We start from the raw sequence: 18,158 nt of genomic DNA, 5'->3' as shown, positions 1-18,158 counted from the left end.
GAAACCCGCTTTACTCCCGCTCTTAAAAGATATTTAAAATATCGTTTTCGCTACCTAGTATATATATTGAGCTTCGACATTTATTGGATGGTTGAAAAAACTCATTACTGGTCTTATTGCCCAGCAGCGATAAATAAATATCTAATGGATTCTTGTGGAATAACCACCACCAAATTAACACAACAGTACTGAGTTATTTAACTCATACATCTATTATTAATTGGAAATATAAATGAAAAAGTTAGCTATTATTGCCTCAATCGTTGCTGCATTCGCGGGTGTTAACGCTGCTCAAGCCGCTTCTACCGGTACCATCACCTTTAACGGTGAACTGACAGCGTCTACTTGTGACGTATCCGTCGACGGCCAGGGTGCAGACGCAACAGTGGTACTGCCAACTGTCGGTACCAACCAGTTGACTTCTGCTAACCAGGTTGCTGGTAGCACAGGCTTTAACATGGCGCTGAGCGACTGTGCTGGCACCCTGAAAACAGTTTCTGCTTTCTTTGAAGCAGGCCCAAGTGTCGATGTGGTTACCGGTCACCTGAAAAATGTAAGCGGTACTGCCGGTCAGGTTAGCCTGGAACTGCTGGACGCGTCTAACGCCATGACGCCAATTAAAGCCGGTAACAGCAACCAGACGACCAGCACGACTTATATTGATGCTTCTACGGGTTCTGCTTCACTGCCGTATGCGGTTCAATATTATGCTGATGGCGCAACCACTGCCGGTACAGTTATCAGCAACGTGGTTTACTCTATTCAATACAAATAAGTATTAACGAGTAACATATAAATTTTAAAGGGCAGATATCTGCCCTTTTTGACGATAATAACTAAAATTAAAGCATGCACACATTCAATAAGTGTCGAGGTTGTTATGAACAGCACTAACCGTCTTTTATTAACTGTATTTTCAGCCTTGTTCTTGATTCTATTTGTCGGACGCTCTGTTCAGGCCAGTGTGGTTATTACCGGCACCCGGGTAATTTATCCGGAAAAACAAAAAGAAGTGACGGTAAAGGTTAATAACACCGGCACCGGCCCGGTGGTATTACAAAGCTGGATTGACAATGGGGATGTGAATGCCCGCCCGGAAACCTTGAAAGTGCCTTTTGTGCTTACGCCTCCAATCAATCGCGTCGAGCCAAATAAAAGCCAGACATTACGCATCAGTTATACCGGAGCCTCTTTACCCACAGATAAAGAATCGGTGTTTTGGTTGAACGTATTGGAAATTCCCGCGAAAGTGGATTCGGGTAGCAGTCAGAATTATTTGCAGATGGCGTACCGCTCCCGTATTAAATTGTTTTTCCGTCCCGCAGGGTTAGTGGGTAATGCGAATGATGCTGCACAATCTTTAGTCTGGACCAAAGTCCCTGGCGGACTTAAAGCCACCAATCCGACACCGTTTCATGTTTCTTTGGTCACGGTGGGGATAACGGGCAGTAAAACAGCGCCGGTTGAAGGCCAAATGATTAGCCCTAATAATTCGCTGACCTTTTCGTTACCGGGAAATACCACCGGCAATAACGTTGATTTTGAATTTGTTAATGATTATGGCGCACTCAATAAACTGAGTCAGCCCATTAAACCTTAATTTAATTTATATACAGCAGTTATACACAGCGTCCGCTGGTTATCTCGTGGGGGCGGAATACGTCTGTACACTACGGAATAATTGAATAATGAAACACCCTGCAATGCCTTTTTCAGCAGAACGGCGTACCCGCAATGTTGGTTTAACACCCGTTGCGGCGGCGGTTATTACCGTTTTTTTGTCACCAACTGTTTTTGCTGTTGATAGCATTGGAAAAACAGAGAGTACTGTATCACTTGAGCCTAATAAACCTCAGGCGGTGGAGTTTGACAGTATTTACTTAAATACCGAACACGGTGGTTCCGGCATTGATTTAAGCCGCTTCTCGAAAGGGGGCAGCGTGTTACCCGGCACTTACCGGGCTGACATTTATTTAAACAATACCCTGATTGGCAATGAGAATGTGGAATTTAAGGCCCGCGACGATAAAAGTGTCCATGCCTGCTTATCCTCGTCGGTCATTGCCAGTCTTAATCTCAAGACAGAAGCATTGCCGCCTGAATCACTGGCCCCGCTGAAAAAAGAGGACGGCTGTGTTGATCTGGCGTCGCTGCTCCCCGATGCCCAGGTGGCTTTTGACAGCGGCGAACAACGGCTGGATATCGCTATTCCCCAGGCATTGTTACTCCGTACCGCCCGTGGCACCGTCAACCCCGCGTTGTGGGACAGCGGCGTGACGTCAGGGATGTTGGGCTATTCACTCAATGGCTACAGCTCCTCCGCCAACGGACAGACATTTAACTCGGCTTTTGCCGGGATTAACACCGGGGTAAACCTCGGCTCATGGTATTTCCGTCATAACGGCTCGTATAACTGGCAAGAAGACGGTGACAGCAAATACACCAGTATTAACAGTTATGTGCAGCGGGATGTCCCGGCTGCGCTGGGCCGGGTGTTGCTGGGACAATCCAATACCACCGGGCAGTTATTCGATACCGTGCCTTTCACTGGAGCACAATTCAGCACCGATGACCGCATGTTGCCAGAGTCCCTGCGTGGCTATGCGCCGGAAGTGCGCGGGATTGCCCGCACCAATGCGCTGGTGACCGTGCGCCAGAGTGGTCAGGTATTGTATGAAACCACGGTTTCGCCGGGCGAATTTATCATTGATGACCTCTATCCGACCGGTTACGGCGGCAATCTGGATGTCACGGTGCGTGAAGCCGACGGCAGCACACAGAATTTCCAGGTGCCGTTTGCGGCAGTGGCGCAATTGCTGCGCCCCGGTTCGCAGCGCTACAGCCTGACGGTGGGTAAAGTGCGCAATGATTCGCTCTCCTTTACCCCGGGTCTTTATCAGGGAACCTATCAGCGTGGTCTGAATAACAGCATTACCGGTTATACCGGGGCGCAGGCCAGTGAAGACTACTATGCCGTGCAGGTCGGGACTGCGTTCAGTACCCCGATTGGGGCGGTGGCGGTCGACGTGACCCAGGCCAATACCCGCCTGCGTAACGGCAATGAAAGTGGCCAGAGCTATCAGGTCAGTTACAGCAAGGTGATTGCTGAAACCAACAGTAACCTGAGTGTGGCGGCGCACCGCTTTTCGACTCAGGGCTATCTCGATTTCGCCACGGCGATGCAAACCCTTGATGCCGAACGTCAGGGCTATGACGCCAACAGTATCTACCGGGCAAAAAACCGCTTAACCGTGACCGCCAATCAGGGGTTACCGGACGGCTGGGGCCAGATGTATATCAGTGGTTCTTTGCAGGATTACTGGAATAAAGGTGGCAGTGACCAGCAGTATCAGGTGGGTTACAGCAACAACTATAAAAGCATGACCTACGGCGTCAGCGTGAACCGCAGCCGCTCCGGGTTTGGCGAGATGCAAAATACTTATCTGGTCAGTATGAGTTTCCCGTTGGGGCGTAATGACCAGCAGAACGTGCCGCAAATGCGACTGGAAATGAACCGCAATGGTCAGGGCAACTGGGGCGAACAGGCATCGGTTTCAGGCAGTGCTGGCGAGCAAAGCCAGTTCAGTTATGGGGCAACCGCCATGAACAGCAACGGCGGCTCGGGGGCCAGTGGCAGTGTCAATGGTCAGTACCGCGGTTCTAAAGCCACCAGTATGGCGTCTTACGGTGGCGGTCGCGACTATCAGAGTGGCTCGGTCGGCATTTCAGGCAGCATGATTGCCCACCCCGGTGGCGTGACATTAACGCCGTACAGCAGTGAGACCTTTGCGGTGGTGGAAGCTAAGGGCGCTGAAGGGGCCGAAGTGTCCGGTTACTCCGGCGTGAAAATTGACTCCCGGGGTTATGCCGTGGTGCCGTATCTGAGTGCCTATCAGATGAATGAGATAACCATCGATCCGAAGGGGACCTCTTATGACGTGGAGCTGGAATCCACCAGTCAGAAAGTGGCGCCGAATGCCGGTGCGGTGGTGATGGTGAAATATAAAAGTACCAAGGGCTATCCAATATTGGTCAATGCCACCCAGTCAGATGGCGAGCCGGTGCCGTTTGGGTCGCAAGTATTAGACACCAAAGGTCAGGTAGTGGGTTCTGTCGGTCAGGGTGGTCAGATTTATGCGCGGGTGAGCGAAGAGCGTGGCCGTTTGCAAGTCAGTTGGGGTGAAGGTACCGGGCAGCAATGTTACCTGAACTATATTCTGCCGCCGCAATTAGCCAACGGTAAAGCCAGCGCGATGATGCGGTTTACCTCGACCTGTGTGCCCCAAGGACAAGTCAGTGAGCATCGAGCCATCACAAACTGAGAAGAACGGCATACAGAACTAAAGGGGGAATAACCTGTGCGTAAAGTATATTTAAATCAATTTTGTGTTCTGTCGATGACCGCCAAAATAGTGAACGTAATGCGTAGTTGTGCCAAAGGTGAACGAATGAAAAAAATAATACAAAGTATCGCCGGGCTTGTTTTACTCATGATGACCAGCCATAGCGTTTGGGCTGAGGTGGTTTGTGCGCCGCTGAATGGGGCCCCCCGCACGGATACGGTGCAACTCACTCCTCCGGCGATTTCAGCCGGTGCAGATATTCCAGTCGGAACGGTGATTTATCAGGGGCGCTGGAATAGTGGATCCACTGGCCTTAGCGTGATGAAATGCACATCCCCAGTAGATACCACTATGTGGCTCAATATTGCATGGGGGATTGAGCAAGCCCCTTTGCCACTGGCTAATTGGACGGGTAGCCCCTTTAGCGGTGCGGTATATCAGACCAATATTCCGGGTGTCGGGATTGCCATATCCCGGAACAACAACGCTGATGCAGCTATTTTGGGCCAGGCTAACTATCAATTCCCTGCCGATGTACAAAGTCCGGTAGCGGGTGGGTCTTATGAACCTTTCCTGAATGGCAGAACCGTCTATGTCTCATTGATCAAAATCGGCACGATTACACCTGGAAATTATAGTCTTGATGCGTCAACACTGCCGTCTGCCAGTATCTCTATTGTTAACCCACTGACTCACTCTGCAACAACAGGGCTTCCGGTCAAAGCTAATGTGATCAAGTTTCAGGGGCAGTTAACGGTCTCTGCCCAGACCTGCACGACACCGAATGTGAATGTGAATGTGAATATGGGGAGTTATGAGAAACGGCAATACTTTACGGCTATTGGTGCCACAACGCCGTGGGTAGATGCCTCGATTACCTTGACAAATTGCCCTACTTTTTATGGCTTCTATAATGCGAACAATAGCACGCTGATGTTTGATTACAGCACCGGCACGGGTGCTGTAGCAACGTCAACCAGTAACAGTATTGGTGTGCGATTAACACCCACTAGCAATGTTATTGATTCGACAAGTGGAGTGATGGCTATCGATTCAACAGTATCAGGAGCCGCATCGGGTGTAGGCATACAAATCGGTTGGGGTGTGAGCAACCAGACGCCAACACTCTTTAACTTTGCCGCAGAACAAACGTTAACGCTGCCAAAAGATGGCAGTTCTACGATACGCGTTCCACTGGTGGCTCGTTATATTCAAACAGAAGCGAACCCCATGCCAGGTAAAGCGAATGGTAAAGCCGTATTCTTGATCAATTACTATTAACTAAATTGTTGTATCAAATTTAATTAAATTAATAACATGGCCTTTATGGGAGGCGAGGTGCCGCTGAAGATAAAGCGGCACCGTTGCAACGTTGGTTTTGGTGCTTACCAAAAAACGGGTTGAGGTAACCGGTGGTATTGGCCATTCGCTGGCTGCTCCTCTTGGTCTACAGATTGTGCTGGTGTAATCACTGCAATATGGCTAGATATCAGAACTTTCATCTATGCAGGAAATATCAAGATATTATCTTTTCTTATATTAATTAACCTTAATTTTTAATAAGAAATATCCGTCATACCTTGGTTCGGCGTGTATATCCACTAATCCTTTGCCCACAAGAAAATAGCAAATATCATCTGTAGTGTAAAAGTGATTAAAACTATCAATAATACCCATATGAAAATATTGGACTAGGATGTATTTGCCTTATATTCGCTTGTACCTACAATATTATTGCCTACCACGTCAAGACTATTTATCCCTCACATTATCCTCTTTAAAATAGCGACAATCCCTTGCTATGCCTACGTTACAGCAGAATTATTACAGACGAGAGACATTGGTTAAAACTATTTACTTTGAACCATGTCACATAAATGGATATTGGTTTTATTAATTTCAAACTATCGGTCATGGATCTAGGAACTTAATATCAAAATAAATAGAATTATGTTTCATAAATGTCTTTTGTATTTATCATAATAATACTTATCTTTATTAAAATAAGGGAAATTGGAATGAAATTTAAATTACTATCTCTGGCAATGGCATCACTTATCAGCACTAGCGCAATGGCGGTAACTATTGACTATCGTCATGAAATGCAAGATCAAAGTGGTAACACCCACAAAGATCGTTTATTAATGTCACATCGTTTTGCAAATGGCTTCGGTTTGTCACTGGAAGGCAAGTGGAAAGGAGCTCAGGACAAAGATAAAGCATTTAATGAAACAGTCAGCAATGGTACTGAAGTCGTTGCCAGCTATGTATACAAAATTGATAATACATTTTCTATTGAACCAGGTTTCTCATTAGATTCAAGCTCCACAGCCAATAGTTATCGTCCTTACCTGCGAGGTAAGGCTAATATCGTTGACGACCTCTCTGTTTCCTTCCGTTATCGTCCTTATTACAAACGCACCAGCGCCAATATTAATACGCCAAAAGATACATCTGAAAATGGCTATAATCTGACGAGCGTGGTTAGCTATAAATTCTTTAAAGATTATCAATTAGACTATGAGCTGGACTACAAACAAGCCAATAAAGCTGGGGTTATACTGGCAAATAACGAGAACTACGATTGGAGCCACGATTTTAAATTGACTTACAAGTGGGATAAAAACTGGTCTCCTTATATGGCAGTGGGTAACGTTGCTGGCAGCAAAAATACCAACGAACGTCAAACCCGTTATCGCGTTGGGGTGAAATACAGCTTCTGATCCATTATTGAAATAATCAGATTCTGACCTCAGGGGGTCACACCTCACATAACGATTTTTGACAGGTAGCAAGTAATGAAAAAAAGAGCGTTATTCTTGAGTATGGCAGCGCTGGCAACGCTGTATATACCCGCTGGACAGGCAGCGGATACCGATCGTCTCACTGTCGTGAAACAGTATGTCGATAACGTGTTAAGCAAAGCTTCAGATACTTACCACGGCGATAAGCCCAGCCCGTTATTGGCGGATGGTGTTGACCCCCGTACTGGCCAACAAATGGAATGGATATTCCCCGATGGCCGTCGGGCTGTGTTATCAAACTTCTCAGCACAACAAAATCTGATGCGTGTCATGAGCGGCCTGAGCCAGCTTACTCAGGACGCCCGTTACCAAAAACGCGCTGAAGATATCGTTCGTTATCATTTCCAAAATTATCAGGACCCGAGCGGCTTACTCTATTGGGGCGGCCATCGCTTTGTCGATTTGAAAACGCTGCAACCAGAAGGGCCGAGTGAAAAAGAGATGGTGCATGAACTGAAAAATGCCTATCCCTACTATGACCTGATGTTCAGTGTTGATAGTGATGCCACTGCCCGGTTCATTCGTGGTTTCTGGAACGCCCATGTTTATGACTGGCGTATTCTCGAAACCAGCCGCCACGGCGAATATGGCAAACCAATGGGGAAATTATGGGAAAGTAAATTCGAGCAACAGGCCCCCTTCTTTGCAACCAAAGGCCCCATTCCCGAACGAAACGCAACAAACCATCATGCGTTATGCAGCGAGTAGATACTCTAAAAATACCTCATTCGGTGAGCTGTATTCCAGAGATTTGCGCCCCCGAGTGTTGAGGATGTGCTCCAGTCTCGCAATATCTTCATCGCTGACGCCATTAAAATCGGTTCCTTTCGGATAAAACCGCCGTATCAGACCGTTGGTATGCTCATTCAACCCCCGCTCCCAGGAATGATAAGGCCGGGCAAAGTAAACCTTTGCGCCCGTTACCTGAGTGATGTCCTTATGTTTCGCAAACTCGGGTCCGTTATCTGCCGTCAGGGTTTTAAACTCGCAGAAAGTATTCGCCACGATGTCCCTGAACGCTTCCACGACGCTCTCAGCGCACTTATTGGGGAGTTTACGGATAATGACCTGCTTTGTGGCTTTGTCCACGACCGTCAGCAGGAATGACTTCTGGTCTTTGCCAAAAATCGTATCGATTTCAACATGCCCGGGAACCTGTTTGAGTTCAGCCTCAGCAGGCCTGTGCTCAATGCCAACCCTGTCCGGGATGGGCGTGCGTCCGGGCTCACCCGTATCATAGCGATAGCGTTTACCCCGGTGAGGGAGCTGAAGGTAAAGCTTACCGCCAGCCTGTCTGTCCGAACGGATATAGCGGTAGAGGGTATTTTTGCTGACGGCGATATCAAACTGGATTTTCAGTCTCCCACAGATAACCTCAGGGGAGGTATGTACAGCCAGCGCCTGCCGGAGAAAGTCTTGTGTCTGCTGGCCCAGAGGGAAACAGGCATTGTGTGCCGAGGTGGCGCCCCGCCGTTGTCTGGCTAAGGCATCAGCGCGTCTGGAGGAGTAAAGTCCGTTGAAGGCGGGGTCCGTATTACGTCTGAGCTCCCGGCTCAGGGTAGAGCGAGAGACGCCGAGCTCTCTGGCAATGCAGGACTGATTAACGCCTTCAGCTTTTCGTTTTTCGATGTAAAAGCGCTCATGCTGAGTCAAATGTTTTCCCTTCATGCAACAGGGTCTCCGACAGGGTCAATACGGCTATTTTATCCGTACCTGACCGGTGGGTCACTTTGTTGCATTTCGTTTGGGAATTGGCGTACGAGTGCAGCTAACAACGCTGCGGCGTCAAGGACGAAGGATGTAGCGCGCCTCAAACACCTCTCGCGGTAACGGCTCCGAAAACAAAAAACCCTGCCCGCAGTAAATGCCGTGGTTTAGCAACCATTGACGTTGCTCATCGGTCTCGACACCTTCGGCCATCACTCGCAGCTTTAATACTTCTGAGATAGTGGCGATTATTCGCGCCATTACATCATCTTCTGGCAGGTGCTCCACAAAGCATTTATCGAGCTTAATCATGCTGATTGGTAGGCCTTTCAGATGATTGAGATATTGAAGACTTGAATATCCCATACCAAAATCATCCAAAGCGATCGACAAACCTAGCCCTTGTAATTCGCGCAGTAGCCCGAGAGCTTCATCCAGATTCTGAATACGGGCGGTTTCGGTTATTTCCAGTAATAATTGGCGCGGGTCGATTTGATACTGATCGATGATGGTTTTCAGATGCGGTAAAAACTGATCACTCTGCACCTGCAAACCCGAAATATTTACTGCCAAAGATAGGGTAATCCCTTGTGCTTTCCAGTCAGCCAGAATGCGGCATGCCTCTTCCAGTACCCAGTTACCTAGTGGCATCATCACGCCCCCCTCTTCCGCTCCGGGGACAAACTCTGAAGGGGAACGATAACTGCCATCCGGTTGGGGCCAGCGTAACAACGCTTCTGCACCGATAACCCGCTGATCTTGCATATTCCATTGGGGTTGTAAAAACAGCCTGAAGTCGTGATTTTCAATTGCCTGTAAAATGTCATGCTCCTGAGTCAGTCGCTTTTGCGTTTTCTCAGTCAAATGCGGCTCAAACACGATAATCTGGTTTCGCCCCTGATGGTGAGCGGCCATCATCGCAGTGCTGGCATTGCCCATCAGAGACTCGGCTGTTTCATCTTGGTATTGGTAATCAGTAATCCCAATACTGGCGCTGGGCCGCAGTTGCATATTGCCAAAGACTAAGGGTTGAGTAATTTGCAGCATAATCCGCCGCGCCAACTGCATCGCCGGGAACGGGCGGCTGATCCCTCTGGCAAGTACTGCAAACTCAGTTTTACTCAGTTGCGCCAGCAAGCTGTTTTCATCAATGCATTGTTCAAGTTGCTGTGCCATAGTCAGCAAGAGCTGCCGGTGCTGCTCTTCACTCATTACGCCGGACACTTCTTGCAATGTTTCAATGCCAATGACTAACAGGTGGAATTTCTCAGCATGCATGCCAGCTGCAATTTCCTGCTCAAGTAGAGCCATAAACAACGGGCGGTTGGGGAGTTCAGTCACCGGGAAACGGGTATTTATACGGGTCATATCCGTATAAGCTTCGGCTAATAGTTGCTGGTTACGGTTGTAATTGTGTACCAGTACGCCTAATTCATCATCCTGATGGTGGGCAGGTAAGGACAGTTGGTGGTTAAGCACACCTTGCTGACCAATCTTTTCCAGCTCTTTGGCCATCGCCCGCAATGGATGAATAATCAGGCGATTAATACACCAGGCGATAGAGACCGAAAGTACCAATGCCAGTAACAAATAGGTCGATAGCATGGCCGACAATGCACTGAGAATGAACTGATACATACGAAATGAGTCGGCTCGCAACACTAAATGTGCCAGTGGCTGCGGATTTGCGGATACCCGCTCCAGTGCATACAGCGGTATTGTTATCTGTACTGGCAGGGAAAAAATACGCTTAGCCCAGCGTGGAACAGGCCGTTCTGTGGGGAAGTTAGCATGTAATACCTGAATCTGATTCGGTAATATCACTTCAGCGCGGCTGAGAATACCAATCGGTAACAAGCTATTGAGGATTTTTTTGGCTTGTGGGACATCGACACTTAGTATGGCTTCTGACAACGGTTGGCGAACCGAATATGCAATGCTCTCCAACTGCTTGGCGTAGTCATCTTTGCGCTGCTGCACAAAGTGGAACAACTGAAGGACGATAAAAATACAGATGGTCACCAGTGCCACAACTGCCACTGCCGCCATTTGTTTAATCGTTAATGAACGCCTTACCTGCAAACTCGCTCTCCGCCAATGCCAACTGAATAATATAAGAGAGTGCCATGGTGATATGGCGACTCGTCGATGCTGTCTGAGTATACCCTTCTTGCTTGAAGTTGCAGCGATGTTAGCGGCTCTCCACTCACGAAGCACTAACCAGCATCAGCTTATGGCTCGCTCACAGCGAGTCAGTTACTTTGGGTGTATGATACTCGATCGCGTTCAGATTTTATCTGGTGAAACCAAACCGGAGGGGAAGAATACCGTGGGTTTCAGTCTTTTCCTATCAGGATCGCAACGTCAGAGTGCTATTTCTCACTCTAACGTTGTTTTTTCGTGCAAATCATCACGACCCAATGATTACTTAAAATCTGCGTATGGCACCAATGGCTGTGGTGGCATATCCAGAGAGCCTTGCCATCCAGCCAGAGAGTAACGCAAGTAGATAAGCGCATGGCTTGGGGTATAGTCCTTCGCCTGCTGGATATCAACCCCAGCTCCCAATGTCCAATGCGAACTCAACCGGCGCTCGATCAAGGCGCGCAAGGTATAACCCACCCCATTACTGCTATCACCATCATCGGGTTCATATCGGTCTGGAATAGTCTGGATACTGTGGTTGAGCAGATTTTGCAGTGGATAACGTGCCCGTGAGCTAGTTGCAGAATGTGAAACAGACACCGACCCACCCAACTCCCACGACCAGTTAGCCGTCCGCTGCCGATAATTTACCGGAATAGCCAGTGACAGATATTTTTGCGGGCTGTAATACCCGCCCTGACCTAGCGTATAACCGCTGAGGTCTTTTTGATAATGCCACCACATCCCGTTCAAACCGACGGTAACACGGCGGTTATCTTCGTTGATTAGCTTGTAATAATAACCCGTCATAAAGCGCAGCCGCTGGTTATCCGCCACATTCTGCCCGGTCAGATAGTGATAACTTAAATCGCTCCACACTCCGTGAGCCTCACCTCGGTCATAACTGGCTCCCAGGCTCACACCGTTGGCACGCACGCCCCCCCAGGTCACATTGGTATTCGGATCTTTGGCTCCAGCAAAGGCCAGCATCGAGCTGGATATTGGCCGACGTGACGCCGTGGCGGTCCAACCAATATGATTCCAACTATTGCTGTATGCCAGCCCACCGACCACATCAACGACATCAAAACCCATCGGTGTAGTACCGAGATCAGTTTCCCAACTGTCATTTTGCCAGCCCACGGCAACACTGGTACCCGTTGCCTGTTGATGTAGATTAGTCTGACATGGCTTTTCTGTCTGGTAACAGGTACCGGCTTTATATCGGGCATTCTTGTCAAAGGTCCCGGCATCCATCTGCACCGTATCTGTTCGTAAGAAAGCCCGACCATCAGCCAGCGAGGTATCTACCTGCAACATGGTGTTGTGCGCCTGGAGATCAGAGATCCCTTCCGTGCCGCTTGACCGCAGGTAGTCGTGATCAATCGTGATACGGGTATCCTGCTGGCGGTAAAGGTTAGCGGCATCAGAACGAATGCCCCGCTTAAGCCAGTCATCGGTGGCCTGATTGCGGGTCAGCAAGGTATAACTGTCGTTATCCGCCGCCAGTGTCGGTGTGATACCACTGGCTACCATGGCATGTTTGAAATCATCTTGTGCCGCAGCGGGTTGCCCCTGCGCTTGTGCTAATCGACCTGAATCACGAAATATCAATGCATTATCCTGTGAGGGCCCCCCTTTAGCTGCCGCCGGTTTCAAGCGCTGGAAGATCTCTGCCGCTTTTTGTGGCTCGCCCACGCCGTACCAGGCATTGGCTATCCGCCGCTGGGCGCTTGAGTTAGTCCCGTCACCGGAAAGTGGCTCATGTTGTAAATATTGGCGAGCGTCACTGAGACGGCCTTCGGCAATATAAGCCTCAATCTCACCCAGAATAGCATCGGGGTTTTGTGGCTCGCGCGCCCGAACTCGCTGATACCCCACCAGCGCTGTGTGATAGTCACCACGCTCCAACGCCCAATCAGCAAGCGTCAAGTCAATGGCAGTGTTGGCTGGCTGTTGACGTAATAGGGTTATCGCCCCCACTTCATCACCACTAGCCCGCAGTTGGCGAGCTAATGTCAGTAGCTGAGCAAATTTCAAGCGCTGGTCTAAAGCGCGGATATTATCGTTCCAGTGCAGGGTTAGCAGTGTTGCCAAATGCGCCAATGCCTGACTATCACGCCCGGTGCTGGAGAGATACAGCGCATAGGCATATACCTGCTCGGGATCTTTCGGCTTACGGCTCGCTAATTGGTGGAACTGTGCGTCAGCTTCCACCAAATGCCCCTCTTGCGCTAACGCTTGTGCCAGCCGGTAGGTTATCCAGACATCGTCCGGGGCCATCTTCAGCGCCTGGCGATATTTTTCCGCTACTTGATGCCATTGTTGCTGCGCCGCCAGATTTTCGGCTTGTTGTTTCAGCATATCGACTTGCAGGCTGTCTAATGTGTCATGCATTTTGGCTTGTTGACTGCGTGGTAAACTGCTCAGATAACTCAGTGCTTTTTGCGGCGATTCGCGCTGGTAGATATGGGTTAGCCCTCGTACCGCACTGCCGTTTGATGGGTCCAGACGGAGTGCCTGCTGATAATACTGCTCGGCCGTTTTATCATCATGACGGGCCACGGCAACATCAGCTAAACCAATCAATGCATAGCTGTCGCTGCCATCAATATGGCGCGCTTGCTGGTATTTCTGTTGTGCCACCCCGGTATTACCGGCTTTCAGCGCTTTATCCCCCTCGTCATTTAGCAGCCAGTAGCGATTGGTTTTTATCAGGCTGATCCACTTGTCGCTTTTCAGACCATCTTTATCTGATTTTTGCGCCAGTTCAAACAAGCGCAGAGCTTGGGCACGGTCACCACTACGGGCATATGCCAGACCCAGCGCGCCGAGTATCTCGGGGTCATTAGGTGCGGCAGCCAGTGCCTGTTTTAGTGCGGGGATAGCCGCCGCCCCGCCACCGCTGTCTACTTTTGCCAATCCACTTAAACGCGCTTGATAAGTCGGTGAAGCCAGCATGGCCTGCTGGCTGGCCAATGCTTGACGGGCGATATTAGCCTGAGGACCAGACGAGAAGATGTCGAGGAAATGGGTCAGCGCCGCCACGCTTTGTGGACTGACAGTCATGGTTTTGACAGTCTCCATCCACAAGTCTGCGGCATCTGAAGCTCCCACTGGGTCCGCGGCCACTTTCTCCAATGTGGCATAGCCTTGCGTGGCATTTTGCTGATTGAAATACAGGCGCGCCAAGGCCATTCGCAGCGCGACATTACCGGGGTATTGTTGGTCAAGCGCGGCTAATTTCTGGGTGGCGAGAGCTTCCTGCCCCGGTACACGTGCGACCAACCGCCAGTATTCCACAGCAAGATCCAGTGTTGGTGGTTTGCCTTGCAACAGTTGATCATATTGAACTTTGGCCTCAGTCACCCGCCCGGCGGTCGCTAACAGACGCGCTTGTTGTAATTGTTGGCGTACCTCCGGCTTAGTCAGCGCCAACAGCAGTTTAGCCCGCTGATAAGCCTCTGAGTCGGGTGCCAATTGTTGCAGCTTATCCAACTGTTTTTGTGCTTCAGCCAAATTACCCTGTCTCAGAGCTTGGCGCATTCCTGCCGCCACCACTTCCGGGTTATTCGAGTCCATCATATTCAAGCGATACAGTGATTGCTTAACCAACTCGTCTCTATTGGTTGCTTCCCCTAGCCGTACCTGCTCCAGTAAAAACTGGGTCGGTGAGATAGGCTCAGCGCCCTGCGCCGGAGTGGTAAAGGCTTGGGACAACAGCGCTAAGCTTAAGAGCCAGTATATTTTAATGTTGCGCATTGACTGTTCCATGAGGGCTGAAGCTCACCCTGACGATTGAAACTATAACGATGCTGCGCCCATCCCTGACCAAACAGTGTTAGCACCGCACTGTAATAGGCATCTGCGGGCGGTGGCGAATCTTGCACACGTTGTTGTTGCACGCTCAAGGTTTGCTGATTATAGGGTTCAGGGCTACTGGCTAAAAATGGCAGTAATGCCGCCGAGAACCCTTCCGATCCCTTACCACTGGTTTTACCGTTGCTGGTATCCGTATTTTCTGGTGGTACCCCACGTTGTTGGGTTACCGCCGCCATCGGCTGGAAGCGCTGGATTAATACAGCCTTTTCTGGGCTGTTATTGGACAACATACCAACCCACAAATAGCTGCGTATCGCATCGTAGCTACCGACATCGGGCCGTGTCTCATCAGGTTGCCAGCCTTTGCCCTCTTGCCAAACCACCCAATCAGGGGAGAAACCATAGGGTGCCGTTTCAAGCAATAAGCGCTGATTGACTTTAACCATCGCTTTCCACGGCCCCGCCAAAGAGGCAAAGCGGGCCAACAGTTGTGGCGGCAGATAACTCGGGTTGAGCCGCCAACGGTCATCATCATTAAAACCAATTTTCCCCGGCAATAGCATTTCGCCAAGGCCCGGAATATTCACCACTTCCTCTTGAGCAATACGTTGCAGCAACAAAGTACCCATCGTCTGGTAACGGCGGCTATCCCATAACCGCCCCGCTTCCAGCAAGCTGTATGCAATCCATAAATCCGCGTCAGAGGCCGAATTGGGGTCCAGAACATCCCAATTATTATCCTTGCGTTGTCCCCATAGCCATACCGGCAGACGTGCGGTTAAATCCCCGGCGGCCAGGTTGTTTTCCGTCCAGGACAATAATTGGTCAAAGGTTTCCCGATCATTGGCAACCAGAGCAAAAAACAACCCATAACTCTGTCCTTCCGACGTGGTGACTTTCCTCGGGCTGCTGGGATCAATAATGCGCCCGCCATCGCTGACATAGTCATGTTTGAACTGCTGCCATGCTGGCCAATCACATGTTGCTGCGCTACCAAAACTGACGAGCAGCAGGGCACAGATCTGTCGCTTAAACATCACGACCTTCAACGTCAATCTCGCTCATCAGGTGATAACCGGCGGCGACTGATCAGACGTAATACACGCCAGACCATCATTGCAGCCATAACCACGACCAATACGGCCACCCCTGCCAACAGTACCGGATGGGTAGATAAGGTATGCCAGATACGTTCCCACCACGGTAAATGACCGACATCATAGGTCTCACCAACCCGCAGGCTGTTGACGCCCGACTCGCGAATAACCGCGACTGAGCCAAATATCGCTTCGCGTTTGCCAGTATCGAGCATGGCATTGTTCAGCAAGGTATAACCACGCGAGCTGTCGGCCAATAACGCCACAATACTGCGCTGAGGGAAGTGAGGTGACTGTAGACCGATAATCGCCGACATCGCCCCTTCAGAGCTTATCGTCGCCTGGCTGTCTGCTACCCAATCTGATTGCGGTACCATCATGGTTGGTAAGCCGGTTTGCCGATTTGGCATTTTTACCCAACTCAGGGTCTGTTCCACCAGTACGTTAATCTTTCGATCATTGCGCAGTTCTGGCGGAATGGCGCCAATAATCAACACATCCGCATCTTTCTCCGCCGCCTGTGACCAATCATCGGTAATGTTAATACCGACCGCGGGGTAACCCACCTGCGCCCCGATATTTCCCACCGCATTGAGTAGGGTGGTTATCTGTGCTGGCGCCGGGTTTGGTGTTACCAGAACTAGCGTTTCGGAGAGATCAGCCATACGGCTGAAGGGGAATCCAGCATTGGCAAATGCCCGTAGATCAGGCATTTCCATAAAGTGACGGTAACCGGAGAAATCAATAGTAGAGTTACCGTCAATTACCGCGTGATTCGGCGCGGTAGAATAGGTTTCACATCGCCCCTCGGCACCGCTTGCCAGCAAGGTGCTGTAATCAAAATCAAAACGTAATTGGTTAGTCGCGCCCAGTTTCAAGGACGGAATGCTTAGCCTTTTGGCAGCATCCTGTAAGCCTTGTAGCAGTGGCAGACGCAGGATCTTACTGTCTTCGGGCATATTCGGTGACAGTGGGTAATCCTGCACAAACTGATTATTCAAGCTAATACTTAAGCGGGAACCATCCATCAAACGTGTTGAGGTGTAACGATATATCAAGCGCATATCGATACCAGCACTGCGAGTCAAGAACAAATCCGGTGGCAGATTCATCGCTAATGAAATCGGCGGCGGCAGTAATCCCGATGTTTGCAGTTGCTCAGGATATTGCTGCAACTCAGCAAATGTCATCGGGCGGTCGGTACGCACCCAATTTGGTGCATCATAAGGCAGGCGAGGTGCTAATGGCTCAACCTTATCCACCGTTACATTCTGACCACGAAACAGAATATTGCCTTGCGCGATCCCCTGTGCCGCAGTAATCAGGTCATTATCATCGCGCCCCAGAATCAGCAATAACTTCACATACGGGTTATTCGGATGACTGATGATTTCCACCGTTGGCGCTTTCACCGGCGGGTAATCTTTTAGGAAATCAGGGCGTTGAGCATTAGTCGCGAATACTACGCCATGCTGAGTAGGCAGTTGGTTATACAATACCGGGAAGTTCTGCCCATGCCATTGCGCCTTATCACCAAACCATGAGGCCAGAATAGCGGCGGCCCGCTGCTGCGACACATCAGGTGCAGCAGCAAATATCACGGGTAGAATCAGCGGGCGATTATCTCTGGCATCAAAAAATGGCTCAGGAAAGTGGGATAAATCATTTTTAACCAGCAGCGATTGATAGCGCAAATCCAGTGAGCTGGACTTACTGACATCCAACCACAGGGTATTGCTCGCTGGGTTCTCACAGATATTTTGATAATGGCCGACAAAAACTAACCGCAAGCGGTTGAAATCAGTGATGTAACGCGGATCGATCGGTAATTGAAGGTGGGTGGGTTTACCAAGCTGATCTTTGGTGATCGCCATGACGCCCATCAGTTCATCATTCAGCAAAATTTTCACCTGCGACTCCACCGGGATCAGCGAAGGTGATGGCGTAAACTCAAGATTCAAGGTCGCATGAGTCACCACCTCATCACTGCGCACGCCGAACTCAAGCTGGCCTTCAGGGTTAGTGCCACGCAAGGAGAAGGTCCCCGGCGGCGGCGCGATTTTGGCAAACGAATATTCTACGTCGCGCATCGGTACATCACCCGATATTGCGGGTATCTGCGCCACGTCAGTGGCCATGACCGCCGATTGAGCTGACGGTACCGTTGGAGTTTCAGCATGGGTGAATGACGTCAATCCCAAAGCCAATGCGGTAAACCATGTTATTTTTCTCATCACCAT

The 18,158-nt window shown here is 49.8% G+C and carries 10 protein-coding genes and 1 pseudogene; 6 read left to right on the top strand and 5 right to left on the bottom strand.

The annotated features are described in order from the left end of the window. The first annotated feature begins 232 nt into the window (after window positions 1–232). The 6 genes and pseudogenes from ACWJJO_RS00500 to ACWJJO_RS00475 all read left to right on the top strand — a co-directional run. Window positions 233–775: a fimbrial protein gene (locus ACWJJO_RS00500; protein WP_083161376.1), complete on the top strand. Its 543-nt coding sequence runs from the start codon at window positions 233–235 to the stop codon at window positions 773–775. A gap of 105 nt (window positions 776–880) precedes the next feature. After that, entirely contained in the window at window positions 881–1,600 is a 720-nt protein-coding gene (locus ACWJJO_RS00495) for a fimbrial biogenesis chaperone (RefSeq protein ID WP_442849010.1), read from the top strand. An 88-nt stretch (window positions 1,601–1,688) separates the two neighbouring features. Then, on the top strand, window positions 1,689–4,322 hold the full coding sequence (locus tag ACWJJO_RS00490; protein WP_481090513.1) for a fimbria/pilus outer membrane usher protein: 2,634 nt from the start codon (window positions 1,689–1,691) through the stop codon (window positions 4,320–4,322). A 126-nt stretch (window positions 4,323–4,448) separates the two neighbouring features. Next, the gene (locus ACWJJO_RS00485) at window positions 4,449–5,624 is read left to right on the top strand and encodes a fimbrial protein (protein ID WP_481090512.1); all 1,176 of its coding nucleotides are present in this window, start codon (window positions 4,449–4,451) and stop codon (window positions 5,622–5,624) included. 737 nt (window positions 5,625–6,361) lie between these two features. Beyond that, window positions 6,362–7,066, top strand: a complete 705-nt coding sequence (locus ACWJJO_RS00480; RefSeq protein ID WP_083161368.1) for an oligogalacturonate-specific porin KdgM family protein — start codon at window positions 6,362–6,364, stop codon at window positions 7,064–7,066. A 75-nt stretch (window positions 7,067–7,141) separates the two neighbouring features. Next, a pseudogene (locus tag ACWJJO_RS00475) lies at window positions 7,142–7,804 on the top strand (pectate lyase); the annotation flags it as partial. A gap of 36 nt (window positions 7,805–7,840) precedes the next feature. Here the strand turns inward: ACWJJO_RS00475 and ACWJJO_RS00470 are convergent. From ACWJJO_RS00470 to bcsB, 5 genes are all read right to left on the bottom strand, one after another. Then, complete coding sequence (locus tag ACWJJO_RS00470) at window positions 7,841–8,815, bottom strand: IS30 family transposase (protein ID WP_481090511.1); 975 nt, start codon at window positions 8,813–8,815, stop codon at window positions 7,841–7,843. 117 nt (window positions 8,816–8,932) lie between these two features. Then, window positions 8,933–10,936: a biofilm formation regulator HmsP gene (hmsP, locus tag ACWJJO_RS00465; RefSeq protein WP_227746572.1), complete on the bottom strand. Its 2,004-nt coding sequence runs from the start codon at window positions 10,934–10,936 to the stop codon at window positions 8,933–8,935. A 342-nt stretch (window positions 10,937–11,278) separates the two neighbouring features. Beyond that, window positions 11,279–14,761, bottom strand: coding sequence for a cellulose synthase complex outer membrane protein BcsC (bcsC, locus tag ACWJJO_RS00460; protein ID WP_420073017.1), 3,483 nt, complete (start codon window positions 14,759–14,761; stop codon window positions 11,279–11,281). Beyond that, window positions 14,731–15,858 carry a cellulose synthase complex periplasmic endoglucanase BcsZ gene (gene bcsZ, locus ACWJJO_RS00455; RefSeq protein ID WP_372568461.1) on the bottom strand — a complete coding sequence of 376 codons (1,128 nt, stop codon included), beginning with the start codon at window positions 15,856–15,858 and terminating at the stop codon, window positions 14,731–14,733. The genes bcsC and bcsZ overlap by 31 nt, the downstream gene beginning before the upstream one ends. A 14-nt stretch (window positions 15,859–15,872) precedes the next feature. Next, window positions 15,873–18,158 (bottom strand): cellulose biosynthesis cyclic di-GMP-binding regulatory protein BcsB, encoded by a 2,286-nt coding sequence (bcsB, locus tag ACWJJO_RS00450; protein WP_420073018.1) that lies wholly within the window; start codon window positions 18,156–18,158, stop codon window positions 15,873–15,875.

This window comes from Yersinia antarctica, assembly GCF_056636475.1.
This window is presented reverse-complemented; position numbering and strand designations above follow the sequence as displayed.